Source organism: Streptomyces sp. 5-10 (genome assembly GCF_014712245.1).
Classification (GTDB): domain Bacteria; phylum Actinomycetota; class Actinomycetes; order Streptomycetales; family Streptomycetaceae; genus Streptomyces; species Streptomyces violaceusniger.
The window spans coordinates 66,797-81,585 of the sequence record NZ_JACVYG010000043.1; the positions used below are offsets into that span (position 1 = coordinate 66,797).

Sequence of the window (14,789 nt, forward strand, 5' to 3'; positions counted from 1 at the left end):
TGTGTGTGCGCATGCTGACGAAGGTGGGCTTCCGAGAACGGCCCAACTCGTCGTGCGGCTGGTCAGAGTCGTTGTCAGTGGGGTCTGTCACCCTCTGTGATGGTGGGCCGCGAAGCGTCCACTCATGGCACTTTGAAGGAGGGTGTATGTCCAACACCGAGTCCCACTTCACGTCTGTAGAGATCTGCGCCGGAGCAGGAGGCCAAGCCGTCGGCTTGCACGCAGCAGGGTTTCGCCATCGGGCACTGATTGAGATCGACGAACACGCATGCGCCACACTTGAACACAACGTCAAGAACCTCGCATGGGGAGCGTGCGAAGTCATGAAGCAGGACCTCACTCAACTGGATCCTGCTGACTTGAAGCAGACGCTAGGGCTTGAAGACGGTCAACTCGACCTGCTTGCAGGAGGTGTCCCTTGCCCGCCTTTCTCGGCAGCCGGTAAGCAGCTTGGTGAGGACGACGAACGAGACTTGTTCCCGGCGATGCTGGGCCTAGTCGATGAGCTTAAGCCCAAGGCGGTGATGATCGAGAATGTAAGAGGTTTGCTTTCACCTCCTGATAAATTCCGTTCCTACCGCGATAAGATTGTCTCTCGTCTTCATGAAGCTGGATACGTTGTTTGCAAATGGGATCTGCTCGAAGCATGGCACTATGGTGTACCACAGCTGAGGCCAAGAGCCATTCTTGTTGCAATGCAGCCAGAATTTAAGCCCTACTTCGTCTGGCCAGGCCCTGACGACGAAGCAGTGAAGCAAATTCCCCGGCGTACAGTGGGTGAAGCGTTGGAGAAAACTATGCGGGCTCGTTTCGAAGCGAGTGGCGATTCACGAGCAGATACTGCCTTCAAGAACTGGTATGAGAAGGCAGTGACGGATATCGCGCCGACGCTTGTGGGAGGCTCGAAGAAGCACGGTGGCGCTGACCTAGGGCCGACACGCGCCAAGAAAACCTGGGAGAAGCTCGGAGTCGACGGGCTGGGCGTAGCGAACGATCCAGAAAATCTCACAGACGCAGAGCGTGACCTCTTCGGCGATCGGGGTCCTAAGCTTACAGTGCGCCAAGCGGCGATTATCCAGGGGTTCCCAGAGAGCTGGGTTTTCATTGGAGGAAAAACAGCAGCCTATCGACAGGTTGGCAACGCATTTCCGCCTCCAGTCGCCGAAGCAGTAGGCAACAGAATTGCAGCCGCATTGAGGAAAGACCCGGTTCAGACGCTGGGAGATCCGTCTGGGACCTCAGAGGCTGCCTTGTCGACTCTTCCGAGGGCGCCGCTTACTCACGGCAGCAGCGATCTCGAGAGCGCACGTCTCTGGTGATTCGTGTTCCCAAAAGCGCAGTACAGTCCAACCAGCAAGACGCAGAAAGCGATCAGTATCCCGATCACGAGCGATATTCTTGGCGACCTTCTCAGACCAGTAACCAGGGTTAGTTTTCGGCGATACGTAGTGCTCCGGGCATCCATGCCAGTAGCAACCATCGATAAAAACTGCAACCTTCGCCGGACGAAATACCATGTCTGCCGTCCGGCGAAGATCCTGAAGAGGCCTGGCATGCACGCGGTAACGCAGGCCTTGTGCGTGCACCAGCCGCCGGACGAGCTGCTCGGGCTTCGTGTCTCGGCTGCGGATTGCCTGCATGTTCCGTCGGTTGCCTGCAGACGAGGCCCACGAACCTGGCGGAGCTACCCAACGATTCTCTTCTGTCATCCGGTGCTCACTGGCATGCTTTCGGATCTTCGGTGATGGCTTTCAGGGACTATCAATCGCCGCCCGAGTCTATCACGGACAGAAGTCGATTGCTCTCACTCTTGGGAAGCTTTTTATCGCGTTGAACATTGTTCTTCACGATTGAAGGAATCATTTCCAAGTCCATTTCGAGAGAGCGGAGAGTGTATACATCGCCGCCATTCTCTTTAGTGGCATCGATATCAAAGCCGAGTTCACGAAGCTCTCGAGTGCGCCGTTCCGTATGAACGGAGTCTGCAGTTACGACCCTGAGAAGTGGCGCAGGAACTGATTCCCCTAGCCGCTGATGCAGCACACTGAAAAGTTCCTCGTGAGTCCTGCTGAAGTAGGGGACCCGCAAGTATTTCTCTGGGATGCGCTGGCCATAACGTCGCGTTATTTCGTCAGCCAAGCGTTCGCGCATGCGGTGAAATGTGTCGCACTTATCAGGCAGATTCATGCGCATCCTGGCCTGCATCGCCTCTGCCATAACAGGTTTTGCGTAGAGATAGGAGTCGAACAGGTCTTGCGGGGACTGGCCATTTTCAACCTGCCCCAGCAGCGCTCTGAGAGCATGAACAGTGTCGGCTTGCAGTCGGTGCCAGTCGGCCTCAGGGTTCGGCAAGCTCGCGGACATGAGGACGTCACCTACCTTGTCTCATGGTTGACCAGCGTGAGCGCGCTCTCTGGAGGGTAGCGCAGGATATGAGCGTCTTCACCAGCATTTTCAATGGCCTCGAGGTCACCCAGCCATTCACGGAGGAACTGGGCCCCTTGCTGGTCTTCCTGGTTCGCGCGCATGAAGGTAACCCTGCTGCCGATCCGAACACGTGGATCGCCGCCGGTGCGCCCAGGCCTGAGAGCATCTTGGAGGTCCAGCCCGGCGGCGAAGCGCCGGATGTCAGAAACGAAATCCAAAACGATCACACGGTCCTTGCCGGGTGACAATCTAAGACCACGCCCCAGCTGTTGTATGAAGATGCGGCGACTGTGTGTGACGCGCTGGAATACGACGATATTTACATCGGGAACGTCGACGCCTTCATTCAACACATCGACCGCACACAGGATGCCAGTGCGCCCATCGGCAAAATCCCATAGAATTCGGTTCCGCTCTGCGGGCCCTATGGACTTGCCATCGTAGGTTCTGGAAGCAATTACTTCAGCACTTGTGAACCCGGAAGCATTAATCCTTCCCGCCATCCGCTCGGCATGATCAATGGTTCCGCAGAAGACGATGCCTCGCGGTCGCGTTTGCTCTCGCCAAACTTCTGCAAGGCGTGCGACAACAGCATCATCCCATTCCTCGATAAAAAGAGTGCGGTTGAGGCCTCGCGGGCTGAGGGCCGGGGCGTCAAGTGCGCGTCCTGCATCAGATACCCCCGCCGCCAACGCTTTCCAATTAATATTGTCTGTGTACATTCGGTAATCGACATTCGCTAGGTATCCTTCGCGTAATCCTCGAACGATGTCGATGTCCACGATCGGGTAGTCGAACCACTTTTGCAGTGTCTTACCATCAGGTCGCCATGGAGTGGCCGTCATTCCGACGAGGAACGCACCTCCATCACCTGCGGACAACTCGGTAAGTACGGTGTCATACGAGCTGGTTCCCAAATGATGACACTCGTCTACGATAACGAGTCCAAAATCAGGAATTGACCGGCCAGACGATACGGCTCCAGCAACACTGTCAACGCAAGCGAAGACGATGTCGAGGTCGGCAAGAGAATCAGGGTCGGGGCGTTCGTGGCCGTTCCATACGCCTGTTGCTGTGGACGCAGGAATCATAGGCCAGAATGCGCGCTCAAGTTGGTAAACAAGCTCATTGCGGTGTGCGAGCACCAGTGTTTTGGAGTATGGCCGGGCCAAAGAAAATCGCCGATAGAATTCGGCTGCCACAAATGTCTTTCCCAGGCCTGTCGCCAGAACTATGAGGGCGCTGCGGGCACCGTTAACTAGCTCTCCCATCATTTGAGTCGTCGCAGACATCTGATAGGAGCGCATCTGATACTTCTCTGAGTCCCGCACGGAGAGAGGTTCAGGTGGAACGAGAGCCGCTTGTCGGAACAGGGCACGTCGATCCCATAGTTGCAGCGGTACGCCTTCTGCCATCAATTGCTGTTGTTGTGCATGGACAGAAGCCTCGAAGCCACTGAGGCTGACGACAACAGGGATCTCTGCGTCGTAACGTCGACAAGCTGCAATAGTTTCGGCAATAACCTCAGAACCAACACGATTGCGCCAGCGTTTCACCTGAAATAGCCATCGTCGGCCGTATCGAGTAGCGAGCACGTCCGCGCCACCGTCGCCGGAGGCTCCAGCATGCTGGACGCGCGAGTACCCGCGCGCGACCAATAGCCGCTGTACGGTTCGCTCCAGCGCTTGCCACCCAGTGCCGCTTAGCTGAAGGTCCGTGACAATGCGCTGGTTCATGAAAGCCTGTCAGTAAGAAAATCTGCCGCAGCACGCGCACGAATGACAAGTAGCCGCTCGGGCTGTTCGTAACGAAGATACGAAGCACAGTCCTCTAGACAGCGAAGGTACTTCATTTGCAACTCTTCCTGGAGCTTGTGAGCGACTATGGCCCCAGCCTCGGACTCTTTAGGCCACGGGTCCCGCCACACCTTTCCACCAAACCAGCCACTCGGATATCGATTGAAGAATGCAGTGAGCGTATCGCGGTCACAAAATCGCAGATATCCGCCGGCTGCTTTGAGATACTTGAGTTCGCTGAGTTCTACTCCGGATTTGATCATTGCCTCGGCCATGGACTGCTGCTGATGCTCGTCTAGATTGTCGTAGAAATCCTCGGCATGTGGTGCATCGACGACTCTATCGCGAATCGTGCTGAAGAGCTCCTTGATGTCACTTCTGACTGTGTCAGGGTTCTCTGTAATAGCGTCGCCCCAGCCTTCTTTGAGTATGGCTGTAGTCAATGAAGCGATGGTGTGCCCGTGTCGGCCTCGGAGGTTGGCATGCAGGGCATGCAGATATTGCGCTGCTTCTGCGGCGACTAGGTATTCGGGCCTTACTCCCATCGCATTAAATGATGTGTGAGTCAGATCAATGTAAATCGTCAGTTGGCCTGGCTTTGACGTGGAGACAAGAGGAACGGCAGCTTGTCCGTACACTGCAGTGATTGGCCTGTGCACGGCATAAACGACGATATCCAGGGGATCAGTTGACTTATTGTTGACCAGGGTGATGGACAGTCGGGAAGCGCTGAGTGCCGACTCAAGCTCTGAAACGCTTGCCAGCGCATCCGGATCGGCGGGGTGGGGAGCTCCTTCTGCGCTTCCGCATGTACGGCAACGCTCGTCGCCAGCCTTATTTCCGGTATCACAGAAGGTGCATGACCATGGGTTTTCAACGTCAGGAATCTGCGAGGCTCCGCAGTATTCGCATGAAACTGCAGAGCGGGGGATTTGAGAGCTGCATTCCTGGTTTACGCACGTTCTCCCGTCGAAAACGTGCCCGCAACCGCCGCCACAGACCTCAGCGTCACTGCTGGTTTGAAACCCGCACTCAGGACACTCCGCGAGCACCTCGATGGGGGGCTCGTTTGCAGTCTCGACAAGTTCCCACCACTTTGTGTCGTCGTAGTACCCAGGTTGCCGATTGAGGAAACGCTCATAATAGTCACGCTCAAGGTCACGCGAAACGCGCTCAGCCTTTCCTTTTGCGGTGTTGTATACGCCCATGTACATGTGCCCGCGCCCGATGTTGCGTACGCGGCGGTACCCCTGGAAAAGTCGCGATACAGGGCTGTCATTGCGTTCGTCCCCGGCGCGCCTGCTGGGTTGAAGAGCGCCTCCGCGCAGAAACTGCATAGCAGCTTGCCATTCGGGGGTGTTGCGCTGAAAGTCCTGTTTCTGGAAATCCACTGGAACCTGGTCTAGGTGGACCTCGCCGACGATGCGGCCGTATTGCTGATCCATGGGATATTCGCGCTCAAGTCGTCCCGTGGTTTCATCAGCGTACTCAAAGAAGGCAGATTTCTCATCTGCTCTGATGGTGCGTCCATTGCGGATAAGATCGATACCGTATTGGTTGGCGTCATCAAATCTTTGAATTCCTACCCAACCGCGCACCCGCTGAGGAACCTCTCGGCTCTCGCTGCGGCCGCAGCGTGGGCAAACATCGGATGCACCGAAATCTGCGCCATCCCTAAGGCATCGCCGTGAGCGATCTACTACTTCATCGAATTCAATTCTTGCCGGAATCTTTCCGTATGACGAGTGCTCGACGAATCGGGACGCGTCCCACACGCAGTGCTCGTGTGCTTGGCAACGGGTTCCATTGACTGCGATACGTACTGCTTCGCCCGAGGTGCCCTTTAGGAGAGTTGCGTAGCGTCGGCCAATGCTGTCGCGCAGCCTGCGCTTGGGCATCTTAGCGAGATCGCGAATGAATCCACTATTGGCGTCACCCTCAGGCCACCAGCCGCGGATTTCTACGATGGTCCCGTGCTCCAACCCTTGTGGCTTCTCGACCTGTTCGGCGGTGACTTCGAAGGCTTTCTCATCGATTAGCTTGGGGAGGTCCAAGATGACTTGGATTGCATTATTGTCCTCGCTGCGGGTTGAGATGACCTTGGTCACACGCCCGAGCTTGCCTGTTGCGATGTTGAATCCCATGCCGAACAGTCCGAGCGTGTCGTAATGGTTCTTGTCGCTGAACCCGGCTCGCATCGCGTCGGCAATCTGCTCTTCCGTGAGGCCGGGCCCTGTGTCACGTACTCGGATGAGCCCTTCTCCGCGGCTTACCTCAGCAGGGCCGGGTACCTCAATGAGGACTTGGCGGAGTGGGGATGTCTCGCCGGCTGTTTGAGCGCTCCGGAAGGAGTCAATCGCGTTGTCGATCAACTCACTTAGCGCGTCAAGTGGCTTGATGGGTGTTCTGGTGAGGGCGACCAGGACCTGTGGAGTTGGAGTGATGTCGAGTAGCTTGTGTGCCATCGGTCGTGTGTCCCGTCCCTCTCCGCTGCGCAGTGGTCAACATGAGCGTAGTACTGAGGATATGGGGATTGCCCCGGAAGCCCGTCATCCGCTTTTGGGCTCGGCGTTGTCAATCTTGAAATGGCGTGACCGCGTCAGCTTGCTGGGCGGCTAGCCTTTGCAAGATGAGCCGGTCCGTTTCCGGTGTCCCCTTGATGACCTGGACGAACCATGGAGCAATCCATGACGAGGTTCGGTACGGCCATTCGCCCTGAAGCAGTACCTCCCCCGGGTGCCAGTAGGGGGCTGGCGGCAAGTCCGAGCGGGTTGCTGCCGGTATGTCTATGCATGGTTCATCCGCCTCTGGCACGCGACGGCCCAGCTGTGCGGTTACGGTAATCAGCCACCATTGGAACAGCCGATTGGATACCGATTCCATCGCTTCACGTGTAGCTGCGGTGGTGAGGCCTGCAGCTCGGTAAGCAGTCACAGCCAAGTCGTCGGGTGGAGCGAGTTGGGCGGCTTCATGCTCAGTCAGGGCCTTTGGCTGGGCGGTGTCTGCAGCGCGGTCAATCTCCTCATATGTAGCATCATTGATATCCGCATCCAGATAATCTTTGATGCCCTGAAAAAAATGCCTGGGCGTTTCGATATAGAGTTGGGCACCGGAGCGCATGCGAAGTTCATCGTGGAGCATGGGCCAAGGGCGCGGCCCCCGGCCGGGCTCTGCGCTCTCATACCAGTCTTCTTTGACATCACTGGATACGAACATAACCCTTTTGGGGGAACCGGATTCTTGTATCCTTTCGATGATTTCTTCCCAAAGCAGGTAGTCTCCGGCTGAGTTGAGCGGCGTCCCTTTTCCGGCGTCCTGGAATCCGGGTGGTATCTTGTTTGGGAATCGGTAGCTGATGGCGTCCTCGACGCGCTGACGGATTTTAGTCGCCTCCGGGGGATTGGCCACCTGTGTCCCAAAGAGTTGAGCTACCCGTGGGAGCACTGGATCATTGGTGGCGACGGCAGACAAGACGAGATCATGCTCTTGTTTCAGCCTCTGTACGTGCGTATTCAAGAGTTCGCGCCACGGGGCTATTAGTGCATCAAACGTTTGGCCTGTGATCTCTTCTTTAAGTGCCGATCCGGCTTCGGTGTCCTGGGCATACTTGAGAAGCAGTGTGTGGACGAGGTCGCTCGCTGCAAGGACGGACTGACGAGCTTCCATCAGCTTTCGGTTGATCGTGTCGGGAGCTTCCCTGAGCGCTCTTATGCGGGCGTCAATGACTCGATGGCGACCTCGGACGAACTCCAGTCCTACCTGATATGGGAGCCACAGCCGGTGTTTAACATGCTCCAGTGCATTGAGAACCTGATTCCTGGCCTCCGGCGTATATTCGTAGAGGTTCAGCAGAACGTTCGTATCGAGTACCACGAGTCCTTCGGTGAAGAACTGGGATCGCTCGTTGTCATCGACCTGGGTTCCGTTCCCAAGCCAGGCTTGGTACTGGCGAATCAGCGGTAGGTCGTCCTGCATGTCTGCCACTGTCCGCCTCCTCGTTGACCGTGATGTCTAGTACATCGTTCGCTGCGGCCGTCACCTGGTCAAGGTGTCAGGGGCTGTGTCGCAAAGTGCTAATACGGCGCCATGCCTCACAAGGACGTTAGTGCAGGGTCGACATGAGTTGCCATCACTCTGTGACTAGTGCCGCTCCCTGCCACCGTAGGCATTTACAGTCCGCTTCCGAGTTCAAGGGACTCACGGTCGAGGTTGCGGCCGTACGGAGCCGTATGGGACGGGTGCGGCCTGGGGCGGCTGAGGAGGCGCTGGGTGTTGCGGAAGCTGGGGGGCGTACGACGGAGGAAGCGCGTACGTCGCGTACGGAGGCTGTTGGGTGTACGGGCCGTGGGGGCCGTCGTCGTGTGAGGGCTGGCCGTAGCCGTATGCGTACCCGCCGTCGTACGGCCCCGCGGGCCAGAACGGTGCGGGCATCGTGCCCGGGGCCGGCCGGGGTACGTGGCGCGGCCGGGGGAGCGGCACCGACAGCGCCGCGTGGGCCAGCGCGGGCTGGGCGGTCTCCCGCCGCTCCCACAGCCGGTCCAGCAGTTCCTTCTCGCGCGTGGTGAAGTCCGGCCCCGCCGTGCCCCGGTACGCACGTCGCCGCAGCAGGGCCAGCGAGGTCGCGAAGGCGGTGTACTCGCCGACCGTACGGGCCGCCGCCGCGCCATGGGTGCGGCGGGCGAGGTCGCGGGCGATCCCGCGGGCGCGCATCGAGGACAGCGCGATCGGCTCGGGCGGGGTGAGCCAGCCGGCCGTCTGGTAGGCGGTGAGCTGCTCCCGTATCGCGCGCAGTTCCTTGGTGCGGGACCAGATCGTCAGCCAGGTCAGCAGCCCGAACACCGGGACCATGAACAGGGCGTAGACGATGAGGAAGCCGTAGCCGCCGAGGGTGGCCGAGCCGTTCCAGACGCCGTGCAGGACCATCGCGGTCAGCAGCATCGCGATCGGTATGAGGACGCGGCGGGCGCGCTGGTGCCGCGCCGCCGCGGCGGCTATGCCGAAGCCCACACCCGTCATCGAGGTGAAGAGAGGGTGCGCGAAGGGGGACATCACGGCGCGGATGAAGAAGGTCGCGGCCGTGGTCGACCGGATGCCGGAGTAGCCGAGCGTCTGGTCGCTGACGAAGGCCGAGCCGAGATAGAGGATGTTCTCGGTGAAGGCGAAACCGGTGGCGGTGATTCCGGCGACGACGACCCCGTCGACCAGCCCGTTGAAGTCACGGCGGCGGAAGAGGAAGAGCAGCAGGACGGCGGCCGCCTTGGCGCTCTCCTCCACGAACGGCGCGACGAAGGTGGCGCCCCAGGCGTCGGCGTCGGCCTGGCCGGTGGGGGACGAGGAGTCCACGGTCGTCATGAGCCACTCGGTGGCGAAGCCGTTGGCTATCAGCGCGACCAGCGTCGCCGCGCACGCCCCCCAGGCGAAGGCGAACAAAAGGTTTCGCCAGGGCTTGGGGTCCACGCGGTCCAGCCACCGGAAGACCGCGATGATCAGCGGCACGGGGAGGACGGCGAGGCCGAGCCCCACCAGGAAGCCCTTGGTGCCCGTCTGCTCGCGCACCAGCGCCAGGATGATCAGGCCGGAGAGCGAGAGCAGACCGGCGAGCGCGGTGGCCCGGAGCGCCTTGTTGTGCCAGACGCGGGCGAGGCGGCCGCCCGGGCCCCACAGCCGCTGGCGGGGCGGTTGCGGCCAGCCCGCCGGTGCGGCGCCGGTGTCGAACCACGGCTGCCGGTCACCGTACGGGGCGCCGTAGGGCGTGCTGTACGGGGCGCCGGCGTGCGGGGCGCCGGCGTGCGGGGCGCCGGCGTGCGGGGCGCCGGCGTGCGGGGCGCCGGCGTGCGGGGCGCCGGCGTGCGGGGCGCCGGCGTGCGGGGCGCCGGCGTGCGGGGCGCCGGCGTGCGGCGCCTGTGCCGCTCCATACGGTGCGTCCCCGGGCGGGTCGTCCTGGGGTGTCCGGTGCGGGTCGTCCTGCGGTGTCCCGTGCGGTGCGCCTTGCGGTGTCCCGTGTGGTGCGCCGTCTGACGCCTCGTGCCGCGCTCCTTGCGGCGCCTCGTACGGCGGCGTGGCCGGTCGTGGCTCGGGCGGCTCTTGCGGGGGCGGGGACTGATGCACTCAACCGACCCTAACGAAAGGGGGAGGGGGACTCAGGAGTTATGCCCATCCCCTTGGGGTCGTTATGTGTCGTTGCGGCGGAAGATCAGGTCATGGACGAGGTGTCCCTTGTCCAGCCCCTGGCCCTCGAACTTGGTGAGCGGCCGGAAGTCCGGGCGAGGGGTGTAGCCGCCGTCGGGCTGGGAGTTGTCGAAGGCGGGGCTCGCGGAGAGGACCTCCAGCATCTGCTCCGCGTACGGCTCCCAGTCGGTCGCGCAGTGCAGCGGCGCACCGGGCTTCAGCCGGGTGGCGGCGAGCTCGATGAACTCGGGCTGGATGAGGCGCCGCTTATGGTGCCGCTTCTTGGGCCAGGGGTCGGGGAAGAAGACCCGCAAGCCGGAGAGCGAGGCGGGGGCCAGCATCTCGCGGAGCAGGATGATCGCGTCGCCGTTGGCGACCCGGATGTTGTCCAGGCCGTTCCGCTCCGCGAGCGCGAGCAGATTGCCCTGGCCGGGGGTGTGGACGTCGGCGGCGAGGATGCCCGTGCCGGGGTCGGCGGCGGCCATCTGCGCGGTGGCCTCCCCCATGCCGAAGCCGATCTCCAGGACGACGGGGAGGTCGGGGCGCGGGCCCGCCTCTGTGGCGAACAACTCACCGAGGTCGATCCGGCTCAGCCCGTCGATGTCCAGGCCCCACTGCGGCCACAGGCGGCGCAGCGCATCGCCCTGGCCCGGGGTCACCCGGCCGCGGCGGGGGCGGAAGGAACGGATGCGGCGCTCGTGGTGCGAGCCCGCCGGGTCGGCCACGGGGCCGCCGGGGAACATCGGCTCGCTGCGGTCACGGGGGGCGGGCAGAGCGCGCTCCACGTGGGAATCGGGGGCGGTGGGCTTCTCGGACACAGTGCTTCGATTCTACGGGCGGGGGCGGGGGCGGGGGGCTCGGCCGTGCCGCCTGGCGGATGGGCTCGGCCGTGCCGACCTGGCCGGGGGTGGGTGGCTGGGTCCTGCCAGTGCGGCTGCGGTGGGGCTCGGCTGGTGGCGGCTGGGTTGGGCCGTGCGGTGGCGGCTGGGCTCGGCCTGTACCTCGGTGGTGGGGCCCTGGCCACCGTACGGTCGCGGCTCGGCCAGGCCCATACGGTCGCGGCAGGCCCTGGCCCTTACGGTGGCGGGGCTCCGCCCATACCGTGGCGGCGGGGCTCGGTCGTACAGCGGCTGGGCTCGGCCCGTACGGCAGCGGCCCACAGCCCCTGCGGCAGCGGCCCTCGGCCCGTACCTCGGCAACGGTCTTCGGCCGTACGGCGGCGGCGGGCCCGGGCCGCTACCTCCTCGACCCCACCCGCCCCATCACCCCGTCCGCAGGGTCTCCAGCACTCGGCCGGCGATCTCGCGGCCGATCGGCAGGGAGGCCGTGGCCGCGGGCGACGGGGCGTTGAGCACATGGACGATCCGGGGTGACTGCGAGATGAGGAAGTCGTCCACCAGCGTGCCGTCCGGCAGCACCGCCTGTGCGCGCACGCCCGCCGGGGCCGCTATCAGGTCGTCGGCCGTCACATCCGGCAGCAGGCGGCGCACGGCGTCGGTGAAGGCGCGCTTGGACAGGGAACGCCGCAGCTCACCCGCCCCGTACCGCCAGTGGCGGCGGGCGATCCGCCAGGAGCCCGGGAACGCCAGCGTGCCGGCCAGCTCCTGCGGGCGCACCGTATGCCAGGCGTAACCCTCGCGGGCGAGGGCCGGGACCGCGTTGGGCCCGATGTGGACGCCGCCGTCGATGCCGCGGGTCAGATGGACGCCGAGGAACGGGAAAGCCGGGTCGGGCACCGGGTACACCAGGCCGTTCACCAGCGAGGCGCGGGAGGGCGCCAGCTCGTAGTACTCACCGCGGAAGGGCACGATCCGCATGCCCGGGTCGTCGCCCGCCAACCGGGCCACGCGGTCGCAGTGCAGCCCCGCGCAGTTGACCAGGGCCCGCGCGCGCAGCACCGTGCCGTCCGCCGTGCGCACCGCGACCGCGGAGGGGCGTCGGCCGATGGTGCGCACCTGCGCCCCGTACCGCACCGAGGCGCCCGCGTCCTGGGCCAGCCGGGCCAGCCGGGCCGCCACCGCGCCGAAGTCGCAGACGCCCGTCGTGCCGACATGGATCGCGGCGAGGCCGCGCACCCATGGTTCGTACTCCGCGATCTGGGCGGGGCCCAGCTCGCGCACCGGAATCCCGTTCTCCCTGCCGCGCTGGACGAGGCCGTGGAGCCTCGGCAGCTCGGAGCGCTCCGTGGCGACGATGAGCTTGCCGGTGACCTCGTGCGGGATGCCGTGCTCGGCGCAGAACTTCACCATCTCCGCGGCGCCGCGCACCGCGAACCGCGCCTTGAGCGACCCCGGCCGGTAGTAGATACCGCTGTGGATCACGCCGCTGTTCCGCCCGGTCTGGTGGCGGGCCGGGCCCGCCTCCTTCTCGAGCACGGTCACGCGGGTGCCGGGCGCGGCGCGCGTGATCGCATACGCCGTCGACATGCCGACGATCCCGCCCCCGATCACCAGCACGTCGCAGTCCAACGCCGTCACGCCATGTCACCTCCCCGTGCGCCACACCGTCCAGTCGCCCGACCGTCGATCCCTATCATGACCTGCGCCACCGACAACGGCTCGAAACCCATATGAGGACTAGGGTCCGGGCTAGGTCGACCGGTCATGTGGATCGATTCACGCCGGGTCGCTCATTCCGGGTGAATCGCCTCTGATTCGTCCATTCCGGGCTGCTCTCGCCTCGCCGCTCATCCCACGCCGCTCACCGCTCATCCCCCGCCGTTCGCCGCTCATCGCGCTCGCCCGCACCCGCTCCCATGCCGCCCGCACCCGCCCCCATGCCGCTCACGCCGGAGCCACCAGCAGCGGCCGGGCCTGCTCGCGCAGCTCGGCGACGCGCGGCTCGTCGCGGTACGCCTCGAGGCGCCGCATCAGGTCGCGCACGTACTCCGTGGTGCGCGCGGACGAAATCCGGTTGGCGACCTCCACGGCACGGGCGCCCGCCGCGCAGGCCGCGTCCAGATTGCCGGACTCCAGTTCGGCGACGGCGGACACCACGAGCCGCAGTCCGTGCGACCGTACGAACTCCTCCGTCGGCCGGGCCAGCGCCTGCTCGGTGAAGCGCCGCACCTGGCGGGGCAGCCGGAGATCGCGATAGCACTCGGCGGCGTCGGCCGCGAACCGCTCATGGCTGTAGAAGTCGAGCCAGGACGGATCGGGGTCGCCCGCCCGCGAGCGCTCCAGCCAGCCCTCGGCGGACTTCAGGGCCGCCCCGCAGGCGGGTCCGTCCCCGGACTTGGCCTGGGCGCGCGCCTCCACCAGCCGGAAGAAGCTCATGGTGCGGGCGGTGGCCAGGCCGCGGTTGCGCTCCAGGGCGGCCTGGGCCAGGTCCACGCCCTCGTCGGCGAAGCCCCGGTAGGTGGCCTGGAGGCTCATCGACGCCAGCACATAGCCGCCCAGGGGGACGTCGGCCGCGGCGCGGGCGAGGCGCAGCGCCTGGATGTAGTACCGCTGCGCGGCCTCCTGCTGGCCGGTGTCGAAGGCCATCCACCCGGCGAGCCGGGTCAGTTCGGCGGTGGCGCCGAAGAGGGAGCGGCCGACCTCGTCGCTGTACGAGCCGAGCAGCAGGGGTGCCGCGTCCACCCGGAGGCATTCGGGAACCATGGACGAACGCCAGTCGCCGCCGCCGTACTTGGAGTCCCAGCGGCGTGCGTCCTCGGCGGCCTCGCGCAGCTTGGTGACGTCACTGTGGCCGACGCGCTGTGGCGGTATGGCGTCCGGCGCCGCCGCGCCCGTGGTGCTCGCGGCGGTGGTGCCGTCCTCGGCGTCCTTGGGCTCGCGGGCCACCGAACTGTCGGCGGGGGATATGAGCCAGCGCGAGGCCGGGGTGGCGTACGCGCTTACTGAGAAAGATCCGGCCAGGCTCTGCCAGATGCCGACGCCGCCGCGCCGACCCGCGAGATCCAGCCGGTAGAGCTCGGTGGCGGAGCGGACGGCCTGGCCGATGTCGCGCGGGAAGGCAAGTCCGACCTCGGGGGCCGGATCGGCATCGGCCAGGCCGATTTCGTGCAGGGGGACGGGGCGGCCGAGTTTGCTCCCGATCGCAGCCGCAATGAGGTGTGGGGCGGCGCCTTGGGGCACCATGCCCTTGGACACCCAGCGCGCGACGGATGTCTTGTCGTAGCGAAGCGTCAGGCCACGCTGGGCGCCGAGGTCGTTGACTCTGCGCGCGAGCCCGGCATTGCTGATCCCAGCGAGGGCGAGAACGGTGCCGAGCTTTTCGTTCGGCCCGCGTGGCTCCCTGGACATGCGCACCCCTCGACAGCACCGACGGCCGCCCCGGCATAAGCGCGGGGCATTCGTAAACCCAGCGTAGTTCGCCGCATCCCGACCGTTAAGAGGTGGTGTCCCGGATGGCGAGATTCTTGTACGAACGGGCGTGCGGGGCGTGACGTGTGCT

Annotated in this window: 10 protein-coding genes; 1 reads left to right on the forward strand and 9 read right to left on the reverse strand. The window is 63.9% G+C overall.

Translation table 11 applies throughout. The features are described from left to right. The first annotated feature begins 146 nt into the window (after nucleotides 1–146). Nucleotides 147–1,319 (forward strand): DNA cytosine methyltransferase, encoded by a 1,173-nt coding sequence (locus IEJ02_RS35280; RefSeq protein ID WP_191068568.1) that lies wholly within the window; start codon nucleotides 147–149, stop codon nucleotides 1,317–1,319. Here IEJ02_RS35280 and IEJ02_RS35285 read toward each other — a convergent pair. The 9 genes from IEJ02_RS35285 to IEJ02_RS35325 form a co-directional block, all read right to left on the reverse strand. Further along, nucleotides 1,239–1,709, reverse strand: coding sequence for a very short patch repair endonuclease (locus IEJ02_RS35285; RefSeq protein WP_191068569.1), 471 nt, complete (start codon nucleotides 1,707–1,709; stop codon nucleotides 1,239–1,241). The genes IEJ02_RS35280 and IEJ02_RS35285 overlap by 81 nt on opposite strands. A gap of 52 nt (nucleotides 1,710–1,761) precedes the next feature. Further along, a complete protein-coding gene (locus IEJ02_RS35290; protein ID WP_191068570.1) occupies nucleotides 1,762–2,364 on the reverse strand; it encodes a hypothetical protein in 603 nt (200 codons plus the stop codon). A gap of 11 nt (nucleotides 2,365–2,375) precedes the next feature. After that, on the reverse strand, nucleotides 2,376–4,163 hold the full coding sequence (locus tag IEJ02_RS35295) for a DEAD/DEAH box helicase family protein (RefSeq protein WP_191068571.1): 1,788 nt from the start codon (nucleotides 4,161–4,163) through the stop codon (nucleotides 2,376–2,378). Then, nucleotides 4,160–6,688, reverse strand: a complete 2,529-nt coding sequence (locus IEJ02_RS35300) for an ATP-binding protein (RefSeq protein WP_191068572.1) — start codon at nucleotides 6,686–6,688, stop codon at nucleotides 4,160–4,162. The genes IEJ02_RS35295 and IEJ02_RS35300 overlap by 4 nt, the downstream gene beginning before the upstream one ends. Nucleotides 6,689–6,797: 109 nt before the next feature. Beyond that, complete coding sequence (locus tag IEJ02_RS35305) at nucleotides 6,798–8,198, reverse strand: PIN-like domain-containing protein (protein WP_223865008.1); 1,401 nt, start codon at nucleotides 8,196–8,198, stop codon at nucleotides 6,798–6,800. Between the two features lie 222 nt (nucleotides 8,199–8,420). Beyond that, nucleotides 8,421–9,887, reverse strand: coding sequence for a PrsW family intramembrane metalloprotease (locus IEJ02_RS35310; RefSeq protein WP_191068583.1), 1,467 nt, complete (start codon nucleotides 9,885–9,887; stop codon nucleotides 8,421–8,423). Nucleotides 9,888–10,393: 506 nt separating this feature from the next. Beyond that, nucleotides 10,394–11,209 (reverse strand): tRNA (guanosine(46)-N7)-methyltransferase TrmB, encoded by an 816-nt coding sequence (gene trmB / locus IEJ02_RS35315; RefSeq protein ID WP_191068574.1) that lies wholly within the window; start codon nucleotides 11,207–11,209, stop codon nucleotides 10,394–10,396. Between the two features lie 444 nt (nucleotides 11,210–11,653). After that, nucleotides 11,654–12,868, reverse strand: coding sequence for an L-2-hydroxyglutarate dehydrogenase (gene lhgD / locus IEJ02_RS35320; protein ID WP_191068575.1), 1,215 nt, complete (start codon nucleotides 12,866–12,868; stop codon nucleotides 11,654–11,656). Nucleotides 12,869–13,174: 306 nt separating this feature from the next. After that, complete coding sequence (locus IEJ02_RS35325) at nucleotides 13,175–14,638, reverse strand: NsdA family TPR-like regulatory protein (RefSeq protein ID WP_191068576.1); 1,464 nt, start codon at nucleotides 14,636–14,638, stop codon at nucleotides 13,175–13,177. Nucleotides 14,639–14,789: the final 151 nt, after the last annotated feature.

What these genes read in the sequence shown, in the direction of transcription:
- IEJ02_RS35280 (WP_191068568.1), top strand. Translation starts at nt 147, where the DNA reads ATGTCCAACACCGAGTCCCACTTCACGTCTGTAGAGATCTGCGCCGGA.
- IEJ02_RS35285 (WP_191068569.1), bottom strand. Translation starts at nt 1,709, where the DNA reads ATGACAGAAGAGAATCGTTGGGTAGCTCCGCCAGGTTCGTGGGCCTCG.
- IEJ02_RS35290 (WP_191068570.1), bottom strand. Translation starts at nt 2,364, where the DNA reads ATGTCCGCGAGCTTGCCGAACCCTGAGGCCGACTGGCACCGACTGCAA.
- IEJ02_RS35295 (WP_191068571.1), bottom strand. Translation starts at nt 4,163, where the DNA reads ATGAACCAGCGCATTGTCACGGACCTTCAGCTAAGCGGCACTGGGTGG.
- IEJ02_RS35300 (WP_191068572.1), bottom strand. Translation starts at nt 6,688, where the DNA reads ATGGCACACAAGCTACTCGACATCACTCCAACTCCACAGGTCCTGGTC.
- IEJ02_RS35305 (WP_223865008.1), bottom strand. Translation starts at nt 8,198, where the DNA reads ATGCAGGACGACCTACCGCTGATTCGCCAGTACCAAGCCTGGCTTGGG.
- IEJ02_RS35325 (WP_191068576.1), bottom strand. Translation starts at nt 14,638, where the DNA reads ATGTCCAGGGAGCCACGCGGGCCGAACGAAAAGCTCGGCACCGTTCTC.